The organism is Chryseomicrobium sp. FSL W7-1435, assembly GCF_038595005.1.
In the GTDB taxonomy this organism is placed as follows: Bacteria; Bacillota; Bacilli; order Bacillales_A; family Planococcaceae; genus Chryseomicrobium.
Map to the genome: position 1 here is coordinate 1,506,977 of NZ_CP151997.1, position 23,201 is coordinate 1,530,177.

20 protein-coding genes and 1 other annotated feature are annotated in these 23,201 nt (G+C 43.8%); of the genes, 17 read left to right on the forward strand and 3 right to left on the reverse strand.

All coding sequences use genetic code 11. The annotated features are described in order from the left end of the window. Positions 1-61 precede the first annotated feature (61 nt). Positions 62-592: a transcription repressor NadR gene (locus MKY84_RS07625; protein ID WP_342525279.1), complete on the reverse strand. Its 531-nt coding sequence runs from the start codon at positions 590-592 to the stop codon at positions 62-64. A 110-nt stretch (positions 593-702) separates the two neighbouring features. On the opposite strand from MKY84_RS07625, the gene safA reads away from it, so the two are divergent. The 8 genes from safA to MKY84_RS07665 all read left to right on the forward strand — a co-directional run bounded on the left by safA (position 703) and on the right by MKY84_RS07665 (position 7,189). Beyond that, positions 703-1,425 (forward strand): SafA/ExsA family spore coat assembly protein, encoded by a 723-nt coding sequence (gene safA / locus MKY84_RS07630; RefSeq protein WP_342525281.1) that lies wholly within the window; start codon positions 703-705, stop codon positions 1,423-1,425. Next, positions 1,426-2,244, forward strand: coding sequence for a phosphotransferase (locus MKY84_RS07635; RefSeq protein ID WP_342525283.1), 819 nt, complete (start codon positions 1,426-1,428; stop codon positions 2,242-2,244). Positions 2,245-2,316: 72 nt separating this feature from the next. Continuing rightward, positions 2,317-2,925: a Holliday junction branch migration protein RuvA gene (ruvA, locus tag MKY84_RS07640; RefSeq protein WP_342525285.1), complete on the forward strand. Its 609-nt coding sequence runs from the start codon at positions 2,317-2,319 to the stop codon at positions 2,923-2,925. A gap of 12 nt (positions 2,926-2,937) precedes the next feature. Then, entirely contained in the window at positions 2,938-3,936 is a 999-nt protein-coding gene (ruvB, locus tag MKY84_RS07645; RefSeq protein WP_342525286.1) for a Holliday junction branch migration DNA helicase RuvB, read from the forward strand. Positions 3,937-3,954: 18 nt separating this feature from the next. Further along, positions 3,955-4,998: a tRNA preQ1(34) S-adenosylmethionine ribosyltransferase-isomerase QueA gene (gene queA / locus MKY84_RS07650; RefSeq protein ID WP_342525288.1), complete on the forward strand. Its 1,044-nt coding sequence runs from the start codon at positions 3,955-3,957 to the stop codon at positions 4,996-4,998. Beyond that, positions 4,995-6,134: a tRNA guanosine(34) transglycosylase Tgt gene (gene tgt, locus MKY84_RS07655; RefSeq protein ID WP_342525289.1), complete on the forward strand. Its 1,140-nt coding sequence runs from the start codon at positions 4,995-4,997 to the stop codon at positions 6,132-6,134. The genes queA and tgt overlap by 4 nt, the downstream gene beginning before the upstream one ends. A gap of 45 nt (positions 6,135-6,179) precedes the next feature. Then, positions 6,180-6,437 carry a preprotein translocase subunit YajC gene (gene yajC, locus MKY84_RS07660; RefSeq protein ID WP_342525290.1) on the forward strand — a complete coding sequence of 86 codons (258 nt, stop codon included), beginning with the start codon at positions 6,180-6,182 and terminating at the stop codon, positions 6,435-6,437. Positions 6,438-6,559: 122 nt separating this feature from the next. Then, the gene (locus MKY84_RS07665) at positions 6,560-7,189 is read left to right on the forward strand and encodes a DUF421 domain-containing protein (RefSeq protein WP_342525292.1); all 630 of its coding nucleotides are present in this window, start codon (positions 6,560-6,562) and stop codon (positions 7,187-7,189) included. On the opposite strand, the gene MKY84_RS07670 is transcribed toward MKY84_RS07665, so the two are convergent. After that, positions 7,149-8,654, reverse strand: coding sequence for an oligosaccharide flippase family protein (locus tag MKY84_RS07670; RefSeq protein WP_342525294.1), 1,506 nt, complete (start codon positions 8,652-8,654; stop codon positions 7,149-7,151). The genes MKY84_RS07665 and MKY84_RS07670 overlap by 41 nt on opposite strands. Positions 8,655-8,741: 87 nt before the next feature. Here MKY84_RS07670 and MKY84_RS07675 point away from each other — a divergent pair, with 87 nt between their 5' ends. The 7 genes from MKY84_RS07675 (at position 8,742) to dtd (ending at position 17,533) form a co-directional block, all read left to right on the forward strand. Continuing rightward, complete coding sequence (locus MKY84_RS07675; RefSeq protein ID WP_342525296.1) at positions 8,742-9,065, forward strand: post-transcriptional regulator; 324 nt, start codon at positions 8,742-8,744, stop codon at positions 9,063-9,065. Positions 9,066-9,167: 102 nt separating this feature from the next. Next, entirely contained in the window at positions 9,168-11,441 is a 2,274-nt protein-coding gene (gene secDF / locus MKY84_RS07680; RefSeq protein ID WP_342525298.1) for a protein translocase subunit SecDF, read from the forward strand. Between the two features lie 83 nt (positions 11,442-11,524). Beyond that, positions 11,525-11,869: a lipopolysaccharide assembly protein LapA domain-containing protein gene (locus MKY84_RS07685; protein ID WP_342525300.1), complete on the forward strand. Its 345-nt coding sequence runs from the start codon at positions 11,525-11,527 to the stop codon at positions 11,867-11,869. Positions 11,870-11,934: 65 nt separating this feature from the next. Further along, positions 11,935-14,229, forward strand: a complete 2,295-nt coding sequence (recJ, locus tag MKY84_RS07690; RefSeq protein WP_342525302.1) for a single-stranded-DNA-specific exonuclease RecJ — start codon at positions 11,935-11,937, stop codon at positions 14,227-14,229. A 25-nt stretch (positions 14,230-14,254) separates the two neighbouring features. Continuing rightward, a complete protein-coding gene (locus MKY84_RS07695) occupies positions 14,255-14,767 on the forward strand; it encodes an adenine phosphoribosyltransferase (RefSeq protein ID WP_342525303.1) in 513 nt (170 codons plus the stop codon). A 128-nt stretch (positions 14,768-14,895) separates the two neighbouring features. After that, complete coding sequence (locus MKY84_RS07700) at positions 14,896-17,085, forward strand: bifunctional (p)ppGpp synthetase/guanosine-3',5'-bis(diphosphate) 3'-pyrophosphohydrolase (RefSeq protein ID WP_342525304.1); 2,190 nt, start codon at positions 14,896-14,898, stop codon at positions 17,083-17,085. A gap of 10 nt (positions 17,086-17,095) precedes the next feature. Continuing rightward, entirely contained in the window at positions 17,096-17,533 is a 438-nt protein-coding gene (gene dtd, locus MKY84_RS07705; RefSeq protein ID WP_342525305.1) for a D-aminoacyl-tRNA deacylase, read from the forward strand. A 226-nt stretch (positions 17,534-17,759) separates the two neighbouring features. On the opposite strand, the gene MKY84_RS07710 is transcribed toward dtd, so the two are convergent. Beyond that, a complete protein-coding gene (locus MKY84_RS07710; protein WP_342525308.1) occupies positions 17,760-19,280 on the reverse strand; it encodes an SH3 domain-containing protein in 1,521 nt (506 codons plus the stop codon). Between the two features lie 117 nt (positions 19,281-19,397). Continuing rightward, positions 19,398-19,627 (forward strand) — a binding site (T-box leader). 490 nt (positions 19,628-20,117) lie between these two features. Between MKY84_RS07710 and hisS the strand changes: the two genes are divergently transcribed. Both hisS and aspS read left to right on the forward strand, forming a co-directional pair. Beyond that, complete coding sequence (gene hisS, locus MKY84_RS07715; RefSeq protein WP_342525310.1) at positions 20,118-21,401, forward strand: histidine--tRNA ligase; 1,284 nt, start codon at positions 20,118-20,120, stop codon at positions 21,399-21,401. Continuing rightward, complete coding sequence (gene aspS / locus MKY84_RS07720; RefSeq protein WP_342525311.1) at positions 21,398-23,170, forward strand: aspartate--tRNA ligase; 1,773 nt, start codon at positions 21,398-21,400, stop codon at positions 23,168-23,170. Before hisS ends, aspS begins: the two co-directional genes overlap by 4 nt. The last annotated feature ends 31 nt before the right edge of the window (positions 23,171-23,201 follow it).

Sequence of the window (23,201 nt, forward strand, 5' to 3'; positions counted from 1 at the left end):
TAATCCAACCCATAAAATAAAAAACCAGCCCGAAAGCTGGTCCATTTCTAGTAACTTCCTCTTAATTCTCGATCAAATACCCTTTGTGACGAAGCGCTTCTTTCGCAGCATCGATTTTATCTTGGCTATCCGCAGTCAACCAGTGCAAATGTGTGCCATCCGTCATCTCGAGCAGGAGAGTCGCGTTGTTTTCTTTGATTTGGGTCATGAACGAGGTGATTTCGTTGCGATTGGATACCATCACCTGCGCGGAAATTTCGCCGTAGACCGGATGCTCAATAGTGACATCTTCCACAACAACGCCGCAATCGACTATAGTATGCAGCTCATCCATCGTATTCTCAGGTAAGTGAAAACACACAACCCGTTCCCGCACTTTATTCGATGTCGACTCACTAAATAATACGTAGCCCTGACTAGTAGCCACTATGGGATGTCCTGCCACTTTTAATAAATTAATGTCGTTGACGATCACTTGACGACTAACATTTGCCGCTTCAGCCAGTTCAGCGCCTTTGACCGCTATTCCATTCTCCGCAAGTTTTTGCAAAATCCATTCTCTGCGTTCTTGCCCTTTTTTTCGCATGACCATCCCTCGCATCCATCCGTTTGCTCATAGTTTACCATGCTCTGTGCAATTTTTCATGTCACAAAATAGAATCTTTCGCATAGGATGTAAAGAAATGATAAAGGAGGCCTTTCTTGCAGATTCACACAGTTCAAAAGGGTGATACCCTCTGGAAAATAGCGAAAATGTATGGTGTAGACTTTGAGGATTTAAAAGCTGCGAATCCCCAACTTGCCAACCCGGATCTCATCATGCCCGGAATGAAGATCACGATTCCTGGTGCAGCGGATGACCGTCCCTTTTATGTAGTCAAACAAGGCGACACGATGTGGAAAATTGCTCGCATGTATGGCATTACACTGCAACAACTAATTGATGAAAACCCGCAGATTCCGGATCCGAATCGAATTACGGTTGGGATGAAAGTGTATTTACCTACGTCGCTCTTCCACAAACATGTGGTGAAAGCGGGAGAGACGATGTGGACGATTGCCCAAAAATACAAAGTGGACTTCCAAGCATTGAAAGCTGCGAATCCGCAAATTACAAATCCGGACCAAATCATGCCGGGCGACATCATCTGGGTGCCGAAACGCACAGTATCAGTGAGCCCGTCCTATATGCCAATGCCGGACATGGATCTTCCAGAAATTGAACCAGGCTGGCAACTGGACTCACCAGACATGCCGTCGCCAAATTATCCAGCACCGATGCCACATCATCCACAACACCCGCAGCATCCTAACCATCCGCACTCAGAGCACCAGCATCCGCAACCGTATTTCATCTATCCGTTCATTCCTGTGCATCCGTGGCATGGCGACTGCTGCCCGTATTGCAAAAAACGTTGGACGTAAGTGCTCGAGCCAATCAAGCCAAATGTTTGGCGCTTACGAGAGGACGGTCGCGACGTATCCATCAAGGGCTATGAGGAATTATCGCTTTATATCAAAGTGCGTCAAATTCATAAACAGCTAATGGAATTTTCATTTGATGGGGCACTCCCTGCTGAGTTTGACGATGAAAATCAACTCATCATCCAACCGTTTTACCCACGCGTGCAAGAGACAAATTTTGCGTCTCCAGTCATTCGCAAGCAAGTGATTCGTCTTTTAGAAGATCTGCATCAAACCGAAAACATCACCACATGGTGGAATCAGACGACATTGCCTGCGTCGAACCTCTATTTAAAATGGCAGATGCGGCTTTCCAGAATTCTGGCTGTGAAAGATTTGCTCCATCAACACTTCGGTGAAGACCTGGTGACATATGCGATTCATCAAGCTGAGCTTGCGATGGAAGAATACATTCACTACGAGACGAAGCATACGCTGATTCATGGCGATATAGCGCATCATAATTTTCTGATTGGCAAAAAAGGCATCAAACTCATTGATTTTGACCTTGCGAGTTATACAGATCCCGATGAAGAATGGATCTTATTAATGCAGCGGCTACTGCCGTTTGTCGATTATGACCTGCAACTTCTTGTGGATGAGCATCCTGATTTCTTGCGCATCATTGAAGAGCAACCATCTGGCCTTCGTTATCCCAATGAAGTGTTCCGAGAGTGGCTGGCATTTTTGCAGAAACCCCATAAGAAAAAACAAGAACGCTTGTTGGCATTTACAGTGAAAGCAATAGAAAATCACCGTAAACTATGGTATGATACCTAATATGAAAAGCTCGTGATGGCCGCTACTGTTTAGCGGCCTTCTTTGTTGAGTGTACGGGAAAGAGGACAGCTAATGTACGATTACATAAAAGGCGAGGTTGCTCGTATTACACCTGAATACATCGTCATCGATCGAGACGGTCTCGGCTTTCAGATCATGACACCAAACCCTTTCCGTTTCCAAGTAGGAGCAAGCGAACTTGTCTACACCTATTTGCAAGTGAGGGAAGACCTGCAACAATTGATTGGATTCAAAACACTGTCTGAACGTGAACTGTTTCGCAAATTGATCCAAGTGACAGGGATTGGACCAAAAGGAGCTCTTGCCATATTAGCAAGTGGCCAACCTGAGCAAGTAATTGGAGCCATTGAACGCGAAGATGACGCCTTTCTTGTTAAATTCCCTGGCGTCGGCAAAAAGACGGCTCGTCAAATTATTTTGGACTTGAAAGGGAAGTTGCATGACCTTGCTGATGTAGAGTTCGTTGATGGCTTATTCGAAGTGGAGCAAGATGAGACGTCGTCTGGCAACCAATCACTGGATGAAGCGTTGCAAGCTCTGCAAGCACTTGGGTATTCCGAGCGTGAGTTAAAGAAAATTATGCCTCGCCTAGAAGAATTAGAAGGCGAAACGACCGATACGATTATGAAAAAAGCGCTTCAGTATTTGTTTGGAAGATAGGAGGAAGACGCAATGACGGACCGAGTCATTACAAGTGACGCTACCCAGTTTGATGAACCGTTTGAAGAGACATTGCGTCCCGACACACTGAACTCTTACATCGGACAAGCGCAAATAAAAGAAAATCTCAGCATTTTTATACAAGCGGCCAAAATCCGCGAAGAAAGTCTGGATCACGTGCTTCTCTATGGGCCTCCGGGATTAGGGAAAACGACACTTGCCAACGTTATCGCCAATGAAATGGGCGTTCAAATTCGGATGACAAGTGGCCCGGCCATTGAACGACCGGGAGATCTAGCGGCCATTGTTAGTGCGCTTGAACCTGGGGATGTTTTGTTTATCGATGAAATCCACCGATTAAACCGGGCGATAGAAGAAGTGTTGTATCCAGCGATGGAGGATTTTTGTTTAGATATTGTAGTAGGGAAAGGTCCTACAGCGAAGTCTATTCGTCTCGACCTGCCCCCCTTTACTCTGGTTGGTGCAACAACACGAGCCGGGTCTTTATCGGCACCGCTGCGTGATCGATTTGGCGTTCTCTCTCGACTGGAGTATTATGATGAAACGGCTTTAACGGAAATTGTAACGCGTAGCAGCCGGTTGTTTCAAGCAGACATTGACCCACAAGCTGCCGTGGAACTAGCAAGACGTTCACGTGGAACGCCGCGAATTGCCAATCGTTTATTGAAACGTGTGCGTGATTATGCGCAAGTGCGTGGAGACGGCCGTATAACCGAAAGTTTAGCAAGAGAAGCACTCGAGTTGCTGCAAGTCGATAAACGAGGTCTGGATCACATCGATCATAAACTTGTACGCGCTATGGCAGAACGTTTTCGAGGCGGACCAGTAGGCTTAGATACACTGGCTGCTAGTGTCGGGGAAGAGTCTGCCACTCTCGAAGAAGTTTACGAGCCGTATTTATTGCAAATTGGCTTTATCCAACGAACGCCTCGCGGGCGAGTGTTAACAGATCTTGCCTACGAACACCTTGGAATTCCAGTACCAGAATGATAGCAAAGGAAGTTGACTATGAAAGTAGAAGATTTTGATTTTCATCTGCCAGAAGGTTTGATCGCTCAAACGCCACTCGCAGATCGCACAAGTAGTAAATTATTAATTGCTGATTACCCAAATAACGAAGTCACTCACACTACGTTTCACACGATTATCGATCAATTACAACCAGGCGACTGTCTGATTTTAAATGATACGAAAGTGATGCCAGCTCGCTTGATGGGGACAAAAGAAGAAACCGGTGCTTCAGTAGAAGTGCTGCTTCTCACACAACAGCAAGACGATGAATGGGAGACATTAGTTAAACCCGCTAAACGCGTCAAAATTGGAACAGTCTTATCTTTCGGTGATGGCCTTCTTACGGCGACTTGTACAGGCATCAAGGATCACGGCGGACGCATTTTTAAAATGGCGTACGATGGTGTGTTCTTTGAAGTACTCGATCAATTAGGAGAAATGCCGTTACCACCCTATATCCATGAAAAGCTTGAAGACCGTGACCGCTATCAGACGGTGTATGCCAAAGAACAAGGGTCAGCAGCCGCTCCGACAGCAGGTCTCCATTTCACACCAGAATTGTTACAAGCAGTGGAAGACAAAGGCGTCTCTATTGGTTATGTAACTCTTCACGTTGGCCTTGGCACGTTCCGTCCAGTCAGTGTGGAAACGATTGAGAGTCACGAAATGCATGCAGAGTTTTACCGTTTGTCGCAAACAACAGCTGATCTCATCAACACAACAAAACAAGCTGGCGGTCGTATCGTAGCCGTTGGAACTACCTCGACTCGCACACTTGAGTCCGTCGCCAAAAAATTTGACGGTGAACTAAAAGAAGACAGCGATTGGACATCAATCTTTATCTTCCCAGGTTTTGAGTTCAAAGTGATCGATGCTATGATTACGAATTTCCACTTACCAAAATCAACTCTCGTCATGCTCGTCAGTGCCTTGACTAGCCGCGAGTTCATATTAAACGCTTATCAAGAAGCGATTGACCAGCGCTACCGTTTCTTCAGTTTTGGAGATGCGATGCTGATCAAAGGAAAGGACTTTACATGACCGCAATTCGTTACGAACTACTCAAAAAAGACAAACAAACTGGCGCACGCCTAGGAATCGTCCACACACCTCATGGTTCATTTGAGACACCTACTTTTATGCCAGTTGGTACACAAGCAACCGTTAAGACTATGTCTCCTGAAGAATTAAAAGGCATGGATGCCGGTATTATTTTAAGCAACACGTACCATCTATGGTTACGTCCAGGAAATGATATTATCCGTGAAGCAGGCGGGTTGCACAAATTCATGAACTGGGACCGCGCCATTCTGACAGATTCAGGTGGTTTCCAAGTGTTCAGTCTGAGTGATATGCGCAAGATTGAAGAAGAAGGCGTTCATTTCCGAAATCATTTGAACGGTGACAAACTGTTTTTAAGCCCTGAAAAATCAATGGAAGTACAAAATGATCTAGGGTCTGATATTATGATGGCATTTGATGAGTGTCCACCATTCCCAGCATCACACGAATACATGAAGGCTTCAGTTGAACGTACGTCTCGTTGGGCGGAACGTTGTATGACAGCTCATACAAATACCGACAAACAAGGCTTGTTTGGAATTATCCAAGGTGGCGAATATGAAGATCTTCGTCGTCAATCAGCGCAAGACATCATTTCTTTAGATTTCCCTGGCTACGCAATCGGTGGTCTTTCAGTAGGGGAGCCAAAAGATGTGATGAACCGTGTGCTTGAATTTACAACGCCATTGATGCCTGATAACAAACCACGCTATTTGATGGGTGTCGGATCTCCAGATTCCTTGATTGACGGTGCCATTCGCGGCGTCGATATGTTTGACTGTGTGCTACCAACTCGTATCGCTCGAAACGGTACGATGTTTACCAAAAAAGGTCGCTTAGTGATCAAGAGTGCAAAATTTGCACGTGACTTTGGTCCGGTAGATGAAACGTGTGATTGTTATACGTGCAAAAACTATTCTCGTGCTTATTTGCGTCATTTATTCAAAGCAGATGAGACATTTGGCTTGCGTTTAGCTTCGACACACAATCTTCATTTCTTGATGAACCTCATGAAAGACGTGCGTCAAGCCATCCGTGAAGACCGTTTGTTAGATTTCAAAGAAGAGTTCTTTGAAGAGTATGGCTATAACAAACCAAATGCAAAAAACTTTTAGTTCGAGTATAATTAATGAGATGTAACGAAAGGGGGCAATTTAGAGATGGAAACATTAGTGGGCTTATTACCTATTATCGCGATGTTTGCTGTGATGTGGTTCTTCATAATCCGACCAGCACAGAAGCGTCAAAAATCAACAGCTACGATGCAAAATAGCTTAAAGCGTGGTGACCAAGTAATCACAGTTGGTGGTTTACACGGGACAATCGATGCACTTGATGATACAACTGTATTCCTTACAGTAGCAGATGGAACGCGTATGCAGTTTGAAAAAGTAGCGGTCGGTCGCGTAGTCGAATAATCAAAATGAACCCATGAGCACCCGTTTGCTCATGGGTTTTTTCATGGATAAAAATGTTCTCGCTTGGCCATACTGCAAGCGAGGTGATTCAGGTGGAGTACATAATCTTAATATGGCGAACCGTGCTATTTTATACAATTTTGTTAATCAGCCTTCGCTTACTTGGAAAACGAGAAGTAGGGAACTTGAGCGTCTTTGATGTAGTCGTTTTTCTAATGATTGCCGAAGTGGCAGCAGAAACTATCCATAAACCAACCCAATCGGTATGGACAGGTATTTTTCCTGTTGCCGTGCTTGCAATCATTCAAATCAGTGTAGCGTTACTATCGTTAAAAAATAAACGAGTTCGAGACCTGTTAGAAGGGGAACCGGCACTGATGATACGTGATGGTGTTATTCAAGAAACGGTCATGAGAAAACATCGCTACAACTTGGATGACCTGTTTCAACAATTGCGTGAACAACAAGTGGGATCGGTAGAAGAGGTTGCTTATGCCTATTTAGAAGCATCCGGAAAGCTCGCTATTTTTCAAAAATCACAGTCGCCTCTTACAATACCTGTGATCATGGATGGGGAAATTCAACAAAGACATTTGCATATTACCGGCCATACAGAACAAGATTTGCTGACAGATCTAGCTGCAAAAGGCATATCGTCAGCGACTACTATTTTTTATGCGACCTATCTGCAAGGTGAATTGAAGTATCAGCTCAAAGAGAGCGCATGGAGACCTTCAACAGATGCCAGGTAAGTAGTACGTCTTTCACTAATAACTGGCGGAATAAGATGAGCGCGACGACTAAAATACCTGCGCCAGCCGTGACCTGAAGCAGTAGAGGGAACGATGGGGGTATGATAGCAGGTAATAAGGCGATACCTAACAAGAAGACGGAATAGGCAGGTAATAAAGTTAAAAAGCCTATATCGAGTGAGCGAATTGAACGAACTGCGGCTATGTGTAAGCAAGAAGTAATGAGAACGCCAAAACCAATGGCGAGAATGGCCCCTTGTTCTTGATATCCATGGTCCGCAGTCAACGCTGCGAGAAGGCCAAGTTTTCCGGCTCCGCCGATGACCGAATTTCGGAAGGCGATATGAGAAGCATCCATTGCTTGTAAGATGGAAAAAAGCGGGCTTTGGATGTAGTAAAAGAAGAATATAGGGCTGAGTAAATGAAAATAGGAAGTCATTCCTTCGACGTGAAAAAATTGTGTCGCCAATTGATCGCCGTAAATATACAACAATGTTGAGGCCAATACACCGGTCACAGCCGAGACGCGAAGAGCCAAATGCACGCGTTCTCGCACAAGCTTCATGTTCCCGACAGTTGCTGCGCCGCTCACAGCCGGTATGAGCACGATAGCAAGAGCGTAAGGGATAAATGAAGGGAATAGTAGCATTGGCACTAAGACGCCTGAAATGACGCCGTAAAGAGCCGTTGCAGTGGCTACCGTCATTCCACTACGAGTTAAGGCATGTAAAAACAATACAGGCTCTAAGAACCAAGTGAACGAACCAAATAGTTTACTTCCGCTTGCCGGCAAGGACGGTTTTAACAGATCGCCACTTGGATATCCCGATGAGGATTGTTGACGTCGAGTCGCTTTATAACGGAATAACAGGTAGATGACGCCCACAACTTCTGCGCATAACGCGATTCCCATGGCGAACATGGCAAGGGCGTGAGGGGTCGAAAGAACAGCGTAAGGCAGTAAAAACGTCACAAGTAAAATACGAATGATTTGCTCGAGCACTTGTGAAGTCGCAGTCTCCGTCATTCTAGCAAGACCTTGGAAATAGGCTCTTAAAAGCGTGGCTATGGCAGTAATTGGCGCCATCACAACTGCCACATAACCTACTTGTATGGCAGCGGATTGCTTGAGTAGATCTGTCATAAGCAAAGGAACAATCGTTATGAAGATTGGAACAAAAACAGCGCTACTTACACAAACCCATTTGACAGCTTTTTTGTAGGCAGCGGTCGCAAGTTCTGCACGGTTCTCTGCTGCATGTGCAGCTACCATCTTCGCTACGCCCACTGGAAGGCCTAGTTGTATGGCAGCTAAGAAGAAAATAAAAGCAGGGTAGACGGCCATATAGATACCAACAGCCTCTTCACCGGCAATCCGCACAAACTGCATACGAAATACAAACCCAAGAACTTTAGTGATTAAATAGGCAGCCATTAAGATCAGCGAGCCTTTGCGAAAAGACATTTGACACATCCTTCATAAATCGATACGATTTTACCTACTACCACAACGTATGAGCGGATAGACAAATTATGCACAGGAGGAAACCGAATGGATAAAGGGGAACAAGCATTGTTCGACAAAGTGGAAATGGTGCTCGACAGCAAATTAAGTGAGTTTGAACTCTACCATTTTACAACCATCACGAAACAAGATTTATGGGACTTTGCCAAACTAAAGTTTTGGAAGAAAAAGCGATTGGATGAATTGCCGCTGCATCAAATTATTGCAGATCTTTATGCAATCTCACCCTCTACTTATATGTCTGTGACACAGATTCAACAATTCAAAAGTGAAAACTGGTTCTCTGAACTAAAGAAAGAAGATTTAGAACAATTGCTCAATCCGCGCGATATAGGGTCCAAGGGCATTTGACACACTACACAACGTGATTCATAATAATCATGTTGTGTTTTTTCGGTTTCAGACCGGCGTCTGTGATTCCCCTTGCTTAGGGGAAAAGAAGGGAGAATGAAAATGAAATCCAGAGGAAGAATAGTAGCGTTCTTGCTACTCCTCGTCATCTTTGCAGGTACCATCAGCAGTACTGCAAATGGCATCCTGAAAGATATTAATTTAGGTCTAGATTTACAAGGTGGGTTTGAAGTTTTATATGAACTGGAACCTCTTGACGGTGGAACGGGTGAAATAAGTGAAACTACCGTAACGGATACGGTAGAAGCTTTAAACAACCGGATTAACGTATTAGGTGTAAGTGAGCCTGTCATTCAAGCAGAACAAGACAACCGCATTCGAGTCCAGCTCCCAGGAGTGGAAGATCAAGCGGCTGCTCGTGAATTGCTTGCAACAGAAGCCAACTTAACTTTCCGAGACGTTAATGATGAAGTCATGCTTGACGGTACAGATTTAGTCGAGGGTGGCGCACAAGCGGCATTTGGCCAAAACGGTCAACCGATTGTAACTTTACAATTAAAAGATCCAGACAAATTTGCACAAGTGACAGAAGAGTTATCAACACGTCCATTCGGACAAAACTTGCTCGTCATTTGGCTTGATTTTGAAGAAGGCGTCGATAGCTACGAAGCTGAAATGATGAAAGCTGATCCAAAGTTTGTCTCAGCTCCTCAAGTTTCTCAAAGAATCGCTTCTTCGAACGTTGAAATTACAGGCGTCTTTACGTCAGATGAAACACGTAATTTAGCAGGAGTTTTAAATGCTGGTGCATTACCTGTTAAATTAACGGAAATCTTCTCGACATCGGTTGGAGCACAGTTCGGTGAACAGGCTCTAGAAATGACTATCCTAGCTGGTATCATAGGGATTGCCGTCGTATTACTATTTATGTTGTTCTACTATCGTTTACCGGGACTTGTAGCAGTAGTGACACTTTCCGTGTTCATTTATTTGATTCTTCTAGTGTTTGAACTGATTAACGGTGTTCTGACATTGCCAGGTATCGCGGCTATCGTTCTTGGAGTCGGTATGGCAGTTGATGCGAACATCATTACTTACGAACGGATAAAAGAAGAACTACGTGTCGGCAGAACGATAAAAGATGCTTTCCGAATTGGGGCGAAAAATTCATTTAGCGCCATTCTAGATGCGAATGTGACGTCCTTACTTGCGGCAGCAGTATTGTTCTACTACGGAACAAGCTCAGTTAAAGGATTTGCAACGACATTAATTATTTCGATTCTTGCCAGCTTTATCACAGCTGTTTGGGGATCGCGTTTATTACTGGGTCTTCTTGTGAACAGTGGTATGTTTGATAATAAGCCTTTCTTATTTGGTGTCAGCAAAAAGCGCGTTCACGCACCAGATGAAAATATGGATACGTTAGATTTATCAACACCATTCGATAAGATTGATTTTGTAGGCAAACGTAAACCATTCTATATCCTGTCAGTCGCTCTACTAGCTGCAGGGATTGCGATGTTGTCCATCTTCCAGTTAAATTTAGGAATTGACTTCTCTTCTGGTACACGTGTAGAAGTGATGACAGATGGTCCTTTATCAGCTGATGAAGTGAAAGCAACAATTGAGTCAGCCGGTTATGATACAGATGATATCGTTATTTCAGGCGACAACAGCAATATCGCAGTTCTTCGTTACGTGGAAGATTTCACTCAGCAAGAGATTGCAGAACTGAAATCAACCTTTATTGAAGAATTCGGTGTAGAGCCTTCCGTGAGTACGGTTTCTCCAACAGTTGGTCGTGAGTTGGCACAAAACGCCATCTATGCTCTGGCAATTGCTGCATTAGGAATTATTATTTACGTGGCCTTCCGATTTGAATGGCGTTTTGGTGTGTCGGCGATTGTCGCGTTATTGCATGATGCTTTCTTTATGATTGCAATCTTCAGCATTTTGCGTCTTGAAGTCGATATCACGTTCATTGCAGCCGTTCTGACAATCGTCGGGTATTCAATCAATGATACGATTGTTACCTTTGACCGAATTCGTGAGAACATGAACCGGACGGGTATTATCGAGTCGGAAGCGCAATTAGCTGATATTGTTAACAAATCATTGCGTCAGACGCTTGTACGCTCTGTGATCACTGTATTGACCGTCGTATTTGTTGTAGTGTCGCTTATTATTTTCGGAGCACCATCGATTCAAAACTTCTCTATCGCGTTGTTGATTGGATTAGTAGCAGGTACGTATTCATCCATATTCATTGCAGCGCAGCTTTGGTTTGATCTAAAGCGTAAGCAGTTGTTCAAAAAAGGAACAATCGATGTAGCAGCAGAGAAGAAACAATGGGGTTCAGATGAACCAGTAGTGTAATGCGTTTCAACTTTTTAGTAATCGGGGTATAGTAAATCTATACCTCGATTTTTTGGTATAGATTTACATAAGGAGATGATTATTTGAAAGCACAATGGGCAATTTTGATCGGTCTTATTTTAGCAATCATCATCGCAATCTTTGCAGTCGTCAATGTGGATTCAGTACCTGTAAACTACTTATTTGGTGAAGCACAATGGCCACTCATCCTAGTCATTCTTGGATCGGCGCTTCTAGGAGCATTAGTGAGCGGAATGTTAGCGATGGTCCGTAGTTTTACACTCAGTCGACAAGTAAAAGCACTTGAAGCTGAAAAATCAAAACAAGATGCTGAACTTCATGCAGCTCAAAATGAGTTAACAGTCTATCGTGAGCGTGAGATGACATCACAACCTCAGTATCAAGAAGACATCAAACCTACGATTTAAATTCATCAACCTGTCCAAATGGGCAGGTTTTTTTGTATAATGGAAGTCTGTGAGGAAGTGAAACTATGATTCAATCTAAGAAAAAATGGACGATGCATACAATTCCGCAAGAGCAGGCGGAGCAACTTGCTGCTGATTTGCAAGTTGACATTCTTGTTGCCAAATTACTCATTTCACGAGGACTAGACACGGCTGAGAGCGCTAATGAATTTTTGAAGTTAGATGAATCAGCGGTGCATGACCCGTTCTTGTTTAGTGATATGAAAGGCGCGGTAGAACGCATTCAATCTGCCATCGCACAAAATGAAAAAATACTTGTCTACGGCGACTATGATGCAGACGGGATTACAAGCGTCACTGTGTTGATGGAAACACTGACGTCTCTTGGAGCCAATGTATCTTTCAAGATTCCTAATCGTTTTACAGATGGGTACGGTCCGAGTGAACGACTTTTCCGGTTAGCGCATGAAGAAGGTGTCACGTTATTAATTACCGTGGATAACGGAATATCTGGAGTGGAACAAATTAAAGTCGCTAAAGAATTAGGTATGGATGTTATTCTGACAGATCATCACGAAGCAGGAGAAACTCTTCCACCCGCTGATTTTCTTATCCATCCGCACTTAGAAGAGGCGTATCCATTTTCTGATTTAGCTGGTGTCGGCGTTGCTTTTAAATTAGCGCAAGCATTGCTAGAACGAATCCCGGAAGAACTGATGTATTTAGTTGCAATAGGGACAATTGCAGATATCGTTCCGTTAAGAGGCGAAAATCGCTATTTCGTCAAACGGGGATTGGAATTGCTTCGCAAGCAACCGACAGAAGCCATTCGTGCATTAGCGTCCGTTTCAGGAGTGGAGATTGCTGAAATCAATGAAGAGACGATAGGTTTTGCATTTGGACCACGAATCAATGCGGTCGGAAGACTAGGGGATGCCGATCCCGGTGTGCATTTCTTCCGCAGTGCGAGTAAGGAAGAAGCTTCTCTTTACGCAAAATTTTTACAGGATAAAAATAAAGAGAGACAAGCGATTGTCAAAGCCCATACCGATGAAGCCATTGCTCAAGTGGAAGCAGGCCCTATTCCTAGCGTCATTATCGTTGCGCAAGAAGAGTGGAACCCAGGCATCTTAGGAATTGTGGCTTCGCGTCTAGTGGAGAAGTACACACGCCCAACAATTGTACTAGGAGTTGACCTTGAAAAAGGAATTGCCAAAGGGTCAGCGAGAAGTATTGAAGGATTCCATCTGTACCAAGAAATCGCCAAGAATCGCGATTTGGTTCCTCATTTTGGGGGTCACCCGATGGCAGCCGGTATGACACTGCCGTTGGATAACTTAGATGAATTTATTGAGCGGATGCAGGCGCAAGGAGATGCTTCGTTAACTCAGGAGCACTTTACCCCGCAGCTGACGATTGATGTTCCGATAAGTTTGTCTGAAGTAACGGTGGAAGCTATTGAAAATGCCGCGAAGCTCGGTCCTTTTGGAATGGGCTTCACTAAACCGGTGTATGTGGTCACGGGGGCAGAGGTAAAATCCTTTCGTAAAATTGGAGCAGCTAGTAACCATGCAAAACTTGAAGTGCAACAAGACGGTCATGTTTTAGATATCATTGGTTTTCATCAAGGAAATCTCGTTGATCAATTGGCACCAATGACCGCATTGACGCTTGCCGGAGACTTGCAGATCAATGAATGGAACGGTCGTAAAAAAGCACAAATGATGTTAGAAGACGCCGCTTCAGGTGATTGGCAGTTGTTTGATGTACGTGGCATTCGACAACTTTACCGTTGGTTGAATCAAGTTCCAGATGGGGATGCTCATTTTGTAGCGTTCCATGATCAAACTATTGAAACGTATCAAGATCAATTGCCTGTAGCCATTACGAAACTTGAAGATTTTGAGGCACAGCATAGTTCTGTTGTGTTGCTGGATATGCCAGACAACGAGGGACAGCTCGATGAAGTGATGAAAAAGTCTCAGTGGAGCAGAGTCTTCGCCCATTTCTTCACACCTTCCCAAGCTTTTTTTGACGGTCTTCCGAGCCGGGATCAATTCAAATGGTACTACGGTTTCTTGATGAGCAAAGAGAAATTTGCTTTAAAAGAGCAGGGAGCACAACTTGCCCGACACAAAGGGTGGAGCGAGCAAACAATTAATTTTATGTCAAAGGTGTTTTTTGAACTGGATTTTGTTAAAATAGACAATGGACATTTAGTGGTGAATAAAGAGAGCCCTAGACGTGATTTAAGCGAAGCGCCAAGCTATCAACAACAACAGCAACGCATAGAACTTGAGCAAGTCTTACTTTACGCACCCTACCGTGAATTGAAACAGTGGTTTGACGCTAAGCGTTAACACCGGTCCTGAGGAGGAACAAGCAGTGGATTTAAAACAGTACGTAACAATTGTTGAAGATTGGCCTAAAGAAGGTATTCGCTTTAAAGACATTACAACGATTATGGACAATGGTCCTGCTTATAAATATGCCGTAGATGAAATCGTCAAATATGCACGAGAAGTAGGGGCTGAGGTAATAGTTGGACCTGAAGCACGTGGCTTTATCATTGGTTGCCCTGTAGCTTACGCACTTGAAGTCGGTTTTGCACCTGTTCGTAAACCAGGAAAGCTTCCTCGGGAAGTAATTCAAGCTGCTTATGATTTGGAATATGGTCAAAACGTTTTAACAATGCACAAAGATGCAATCAAACCAGGTCAAAAAGTGCTAATCGTCGATGATCTTTTAGCAACTGGTGGAACTGTTGAAGCAACCGTAAAACTGATTCAACAATTGGGCGGCGAAGTTGTCGGCGCTGCATTCATGATTGAATTAACGTATTTGGATGGCCGAGATAAATTAAAAGGGATCGACATTCGTACATTAATTAATTATTAATAAAATTTCTAACACGTGGCCATGGCTGCGTGTTTTTTCTTTAAACCTTACTTTACAATGGGGCTATTAGTTTACTACAATAGAGATTATAACTTCAGGACGAAAAAAACAGAAACAGGTGAGTGGGTATGGCAAAAGAACAAGTACGGACAGCCGAAGAAGTCTTTGGCATTACAGCAACCTATATGAATGAAAACAATGTTCAATTTGTAGAGAAAGCCTACCAATTGGCAGAGCATGCCCACAGAAACCAATTTCGAAATTCGGGTGAGCCTTACATCATTCACCCTATCCAAGTGGCGGGGATTTTAGCAGACTTACAAATGGACCCAGAAACCGTAGCGGCTGGGTTTCTTCACGATGTCATTGAAGACACAGAGTATACGCGAGATGATATCGTCAAGGAATTCAGTGAAGAAGTAGCCATGCTGGTAGAAGGCGTTACGAAACTCGGTAAAATTAAATACATGTCTAAAGAAGAGCAACAAGCCGAAAATCATCGAAAAATGTTTATCGCGATGGCGCAAGATATTCGCATCATCTTAATAAAACTTGCTGACCGCTTGCACAACATGCGTACGTTGAAACATTTGCCAGAAGAAAAACAGCGACGCATAGCGAACGAAACACTTGAGATATTCGCACCACTTGCGCATCGTCTTGGTATTTCGACAGTGAAGTGGGAGCTCGAGGATACTTCTTTAAGATACTTAAATCCCCAACAATATTACCGAATCGTCAACTTCATGAAAAAGAAGCGTACAGAACGAGAAGCTTATTTAAATAATGTCATGAAAGATATTAATGGGCAATTAGACGAAGTTGAGATCCATGCAGATATTTCAGGAAGACCAAAACATATCTACAGTATTTACCGCAAAATGGTTATCCAGCAAAAGCAATTTAATGAAATCTATGATTTACTGGCCATGCGTATCATCGTAGATAGCATTAAAGATTGTTATGCAGTGCTAGGTATCATCCATACGCTTTGGAAGCCAATGCCAGGTCGTTTTAAAGATTATATTGCGATGCCTAAACAAAATTTGTACCAGTCTATCCACACAACAGTTATCGGACCAAACGGGGATCCACTTGAAGTGCAAATCCGCACGCAAGAAATGCACAACATTGCCGAGTACGGGGTAGCCGCTCACTGGGCATATAAAGAGGGACGAAAAGTAGAAACTACCCACGAATCTGTGGATCAGCGACTGTCTTGGTTCCGTGAAATTCTTGAGTTCCAAAATGAGTCTTCCAATGCAGAAGAATTTATGGAATCTCTTAAATTTGACCTGTTTTCAGACATGGTTTATGTCTTTACGCCAAAAGGTGATGTTATCGAGTTACCGGCCGGTTCTGTACCCATTGATTTTGCATACCGCGTCCACTCGGAAGTAGGCAATAAAACCATTGGAGCCAAAGTTAACGGCAAAATGGTCCCGTTAGATATGAAATTAAAGACGGGCGATATCATCGAAGTGTTAACTTCTAAACAATCGTTTGGTCCTAGTCGCGATTGGTTAAAAATTGCTCAATCATCTCAAGCGAAAAATAAAATCAAGCAATACTTTAAAAAGCAACAGCGCGATGAGAATATTGAAAAAGGCAAAGAAGCAATCGACAAAGAAATTCGTGCGCAAGACTTTGAAGTCAAAGTGGTATTGACCGCTGAAAACTTGAAGCGCGTATGTGAGAAATATGCCTTTTCAAATGAAGAAGATTTATATTCTGCTGTCGGTTTCGGGGGAATTACGGCGCAACAAGTCGTCAATCGTTTGGCCGAAAAAATGCGCAAAGAGCGCGATCACGAAGAGACGCTTGAAAAAATTTCGAAGACCATGGCCGCACCTCCTGTTAAAAAATCAACCGAATCTGGCGTTGTGGTGAAAGGAATCGACAACCTGCTCATTCGTTTGTCTCGTTGTTGTAGTCCTGTACCAGGCGATGATATTGTCGGATTTATCACAAAAGGACGGGGAGTATCTGTTCACAGAGCAGACTGTCCAAACGTGCAAGGAACCGATAGTTCTCAGCGGTTAATTGATGTGGAGTGGGAACAAGATATAACGGTTCGAAAAGAGTATGCAGTCGATATCGAAGTCGCTGCTTTTGATCGAACGGGCCTATTAAACGAAGTGTTGATGGCTGTCACAGATTCCAAGACAACAATTGCTGCAGTGACGGGCAAATCTGAAAAAGATATTGCGACGATCAATTTAACAATCAAAATTACGAATATCACACACTTACATCGTGTTGTGGATCGCATTAAGCAGTTGCCAAACGTCTATTCCGTTCAACGAATTATCAACTAAGAGGTGTTTTATGCGAATTGTTTTACAGCGAGCTAAACAAGCTTCTGTCACAGTAGACTCAAAAGTGATAGGTGAAATCTCACATGGATATGTGTTACTTGTTGGTGTGACACATGAGGATACGACTAGTGAAGCCGATTGGTTAGCCGCAAAAATCGCCGGTCTTCGTCTGTTCGAAGATGAACAAGGCAAAATGAATCGTTCACTAGAGGATGTTGGGGGCCATATTTTATCGGTCTCTCAATTCACGCTCTACGGAGATAGTAATAAGGGGAGACGTCCCTCTTTTATCGAAGCAGCAAGGCCTGAGGTAGCAGAACCGCTTTGGCTTCATTTCAATGAGGCGCTGCGTTTGCAGGGCCTGAAGGTTGAAACGGGGAAGTTCGGCGCGATGATGGACGTTCAGTTGGTGAATGACGGACCCGTAACTCTTGTTCTGGAGAAATAGACAGGAATAGCAGATTACTTTAAAACACAAATGTTTTGTATGTTGAGTGGAGTGTAGGGGCTGACTCCAGTGGGATCAAAAGTGTTACGTGAGGCCCCGCAGGAGCTTGCGACGAGGAGACTCACGACGCGCCCACGGAACGCAGCCCCGGAACGGAACTCAAACCAAATTAAAATCAGCAAGTTCTCTAGAATTTCTTGAGAACTTGCTGATTTATTTTTGTTTTCTATTCATCTAATTGACTGTCAAAGAAGGAAATCAAACCCTCATAAATTGCGTGAGCAGCAGTTTCTCTGAACTGCGCATTAGCAACTGTTCTTTCTTCCGACGCATTGCTTAAATAACCTAGCTCCAGAAGAACGGCATATTGCTGGTTCTCTCGAAGCACTAAATAATTTCCTTCTCGCACACCTCGATCGCGCAAGGACAAACGCTTTTGCAGAGCACTATGTAAGTGATCGGCTAGCGGCTTTTGGAAGCCATGCTGGTAGTACGTCGTAAAACCATGCACGGAAGAATCACTTACCGAATCATAGTGAATACTGACAAATGCATCGGCACTATTCTGGTGGCTGATCGAAACTCGTTTTCTTAGTCCTACATAGACGTCAGATTCACGAGTGAAGGCAACTTCAGCACCTGCGGCTTCTAACTTAGCAGCAAGTAATTCAGCTGTCGGTAAAGTTAAATCTTTTTCATTAGTCCCATAATACCCTGAAGTACCGCTATCATTACCGCCGTGACCTGGATCAAGCACAATCGTTAACCCCGCCAACGTACCTGCTTTGCGGCTCACAACTTCTTGTTGTTCAGCTTCTGGTTGTTCTTCCTCAAGCTCACCTGTCGTCACTACCCAATTTGCCACAAATAGTGATTCCCCTTGATGGGACACTTCATACCAATCGTCTACTGCCTGCAAAACCGTTAGTTGTTGGCCAGCATCTAAGCGCGCTCTAACTTCGCCTGAAGTGGAAGGTTGAGAGCGTAAATTAGTGCCATTATATAAGATGGTCAATGTTGTATCAGAAGAAGCGTTAGCTGCTTGAGAAGCTTGCGTTTGTTGAGCTTGGAAAGTGCCGTAGAAGCTATAGACCCATCCACTAGACCCGTCATTTAATTCGATTTCAACCCAAGTGCTTTCTGTTGAAAGAACCGAGAATACTTCATTACGGTAAACAGTAGCCGTACGTTTCGAATCTAAGGAAGGCTTGTCTCTCACATTGAGAGCATCTACTTGAACGCTGAAGGCATTTTGCTCGATTTGCTCAGGTGCAGCAGAACCACCCTCAATTAACTGCACATATTCCTTATGTATCCACCCAGTGGAACCATTGAATGTGATTTCTAGCCAGTCACCTTTGATGGAATTGACTTGGATGGAAGTGCCTTCTGCCAACTGTCCTAATTTTGAGGAGCTAGTGGAGGCATCTGCCCGAACATTTAAGGTTTTGACTTGAACCACTGCCGATTGATTAGCAACTGCTTCTGTTGATCCTGTCGTTAACCAGCTTGCTACCCAGCCATTTTGCCCGTTAAAAGCAATTTGGTACCAATCATTTTCTGTGGCAAGCACTTCTAGAGAATCTCCAGATTTCACAGATCCAATAACCTCATAGGTTAAGCCAGGGCCTGATCGCACTTTAAGCGAGTCGGTATTAACGATAACACTCTGTGCAATTGTCGATAATGGAGCAATAAGTAAAAAGAAAATAAGTATGATGAAGCCATATGTACGAAAATTCTGCATAAATCGACCTCCTTCTCTCTATACTACCGAGTATAAGACGAAATATCTAGAACCAATTTCAAATTAAGCATTGACTTTAGATAAATACGTCATTAAGATAAAGTATATTACATGAACACATTGCCGATGACCGAAAAAGTAGCAGGTACGATAGGCTGACAAGAGAGGAAAAGACGTGGCTGAAATCTTTTCTACAGGCTGTAAATGCGAACAACACTCGAGAGGCGCTTTGTCGAACCTAATAGGTGTAGGCAAAGACGGAACTGGCCGTTACCCAGTTATGAAGAGGACCCGTCATGGGTCAATCAGGGTGGAACCGCGGAAGCTTACAAGCTCTCGTCCCTTGCGCATTGTGCGCGAGGGGCGGGGGCTTTTTTATATTTCTTCCACAGTTTAAGGCATTTCCTGAAGTGCTTTGGCGGAGTAGGAAATGGTTTCCATAATACTAGGAATGTATGAGTGAGAAGAGCTAATGTCCTAATGGAGCGAGTTAATGTTCTAATGGAAGCCGCTAATGTCACAATCAGCCGAGTTAACGTAAGAATGGGCCAGCCGACTACACATCTAACGTGAAATCGAGTTCCGAACGCCAGAAACACACTGCGGAATCCGTCGCACCCGTAAAGGCTGAAGAGCGCCTTCACGGGCACGCCGGATTTCCTCGGAGTTTCTAGAATGGCGTTCTCCACATCTAACGCAATCAAGTTCCAGGCGTTAGAAATACATTCGAAAATCAATCGCACACACAGAGGCAAAAGCGCCTCTATGCGCACGCTTGATTCCCGAAGCATTTCTAGGCAAACGCCTTCCACATCTACTATTAAGGAGGACAATAAAATGATCAAAGTACCTAGAGGGACACAAGACATCTTGCCAGAACAGTCGTTCAAGTGGCAAACTGTTGAATCCATCATTCGTGATACATGTAACGTCTACCAATACAAAGAAATCCGGACACCGATTTTCGAACACACGGAATTGTTCACTAGAGGTGTAGGTGATACGACGGACATCGTGCAAAAAGAAATGTACACGTTTCAAGACCGTGGTGAGCGTTCTTTGACACTTCGTCCAGAAGGAACTGCTTCAACTGTACGAGCGTACGTCGAACACAAACTTTTCGGTCTGCCGGATCAACCTGTAAAACTTTATTACATGGGACCTATGTTCCGTTACGAGCGTCAGCAAGCTGGTCGTTATCGTCAATTCGTTCAATTTGGCATTGAAGCCATCGGGAGCGCAGACTCTGCAGTTGATGCTGAAGTAATCGCGCTTGCTATGGATGTTTATAAAAAGGCAGGACTTAAAAATCTCAAACTTGTACTCAACTCTTTGGGAGACACTGAAAGTCGAACGGCTCACAAAGAAGCACTAGTTGCACACTTTTCGCCGAGAATTGATGAATTTTGTGGGGATTGCCAGAAGCGACTTGAAAAAAATCCATTGCGTATTTTAGATTGTAAAAAGGACCGAGACCATGAGTTGATGGGCACTGCGCCGAAACTTACGGATTATCTGAATGAAGAATCAGCTAGTTATTTTGAGCGCGTCAAAGCGTATCTAGATGCACTGGATATTCCTTATGAATTAGATCCAAATTTAGTACGTGGATTAGATTATTACAACCACACAGCATTTGAAATCATGAGTACAGCTAGCGGTTTTGGTGCCATCACGACTCTAGCGGGTGGTGGTCGTTACAACGGCTTAGTTGAAGATTTAGGCGGACCGTCATCTCCTGGTATTGGATTCGCAATGAGTATTGAGCGATTGCTCCTTGCGCTTGAAGCTGAAGGAGTGACACTTGAAGATTCATCTGCAAGTGACGCGTATGTCATTGCTCTCGGAGATTCTCCGAAACTTGAGGCAATGCGAATCGTGAAAAACCTTCGGGATGAAGGCATTAGTGCCGAGATGGATTATGCAGATCGCAAATTGAAAGCACAAATGAAATCTGCAGACCGCAAAAAAGCCAAGTTTGTTTTGATTTTAGGTGAAGATGAACTTTCGAACCAAACTATCCAAATCAAAGAAATGGCAACAGGGGAGCAAAAGCTCGTTGGATTGTCAGAGACGGTTTCATATATGCAACAAAAGATGAACAAGGAGGAATCACGATGAAACGAACGCATGAATGTGGGAAAGTAGAAAAACAAGCCATCGGACAACAGGTGGAATTAATAGGATGGGTACAAAAACGTCGTGATTTAGGTGGACTTATTTTCGTAGATTTACGTGATCGCACAGGAATCGTTCAGGTCGTCTTCAATCCTGATTTTTCGCAAGAAGCTATCATCAAAGCTGAAAAACTGCGCAGCGAGTTCTTAATTACTGTAAAAGGTACAGTCGTAGCTCGTGACGAAAGACAAATCAATAAGAACATGGAAACTGGAGAAGTGGAAGTCCAAGTGACGGAGCTCGAAGTGATCAACGAAGCTAAGACACCTCCTTTCGCAATTGAAAATCAAACGGATGTGAATGAAGACGTTCGCTTAAAACATCGCTACTTGGACCTGCGTCGTCCGGTTATGTACGACACGTTCAAAATGCGTTCGGATATCACTAAGACGGTTCGTAATTTCTTAGCTGACGAAGACTTCTTAGAAGTTGAGACACCAATTTTAACGAAATCAACTCCAGAAGGAGCGCGTGATTATTTAGTTCCTAGCCGTGTTCATGAAGGTGAATTTTACGCCTTGCCGCAATCTCCGCAACTATTCAAACAAATGTTGATGGTTTCAGGATTTGAGCGTTACTTCCAAATCGCACGTTGTTTCCGTGATGAAGATTTGCGAGCAGATCGCCAGCCTGAATTTACGCAAATTGACATGGAAATGAGTTTTATGTCAATGGATGAAATCATTGAATTGAACGAGCGTCTAATGAAGCAAGTCATGAAAGACGTGAAGGGAATCGATGTGACCACACCATTCCAACGTATGGACTACCAAGAAGCTATGGCACGTTTTGGTTCAGATAAGCCGGATGTACGCTTTGGACTAGAATTGCAAGATCTAGAAGCGATTGCAAAAGACTCAGAGTTTGGCGTCTTTAAAAATGCAATTGCTGGTGGTGGACAAGTGAAAGGGATTGCGGTTAAAGGTGCAGCCGCAGACTACTCACGTAAAGATATTGATGCTCTTGGTGAATTTGCTGCACGTTACGGAGCAAAAGGACTTGCTTGGTTGAAAGTTGAAGAAGATGGCGTGAAAGGCCCTATTGCTAAATTCTTCCCAGAGGAAAAAGGCACTGCGCTAATTGAGGCGATGCAAGCAGAAGCTGGTGACTTATTGCTATTTGTTGCAGATAAATCGAACGTCATAGCTGACGCACTTGGCGCACTGCGTATGAAGTTTGGAAAAGAACGTAACTTGATTGACCATTCTCAGTTTGCTTTTTTATGGGTCATCAACTGGCCGTTATTTGAATACGATGCTGAATTAGGTCGCTATTTCGCAGCTCACCATCCATTCACTCGCCCGTTTGACGAAGATGCTGACAAACTAGAGACTGACCCTGCTTCAGTTCGTGCACAGGCATATGATCTTGTGTTAAATGGTTTTGAGTTAGGTGGCGGTTCTCTTCGAATTTACGAGCGTGAGATGCAAGAAAAGATGTTCCGCACACTTGGCTTTAGTGACGAGGAAGCTAAAGAGCAATTTGGTTTCTTACTCGAAGCCTTTGAGTACGGCACACCTCCACACGGTGGCGTTGCATTCGGTCTAGACCGATTGGTTATGTTACTCGCAGGACGGACAAATCTACGCGATACGATTGCGTTCCCTAAAACAGCTAGCGCAAGCTGCGTATTAACGGATGCACCGAGTCCTGTTTCCGAAAGCCAATTAAAAGATTTACATGTTTCGGTTATATCACAGAATACTCAGTGAATAATTTTTCCTAACAGTTGCACATCTAAAA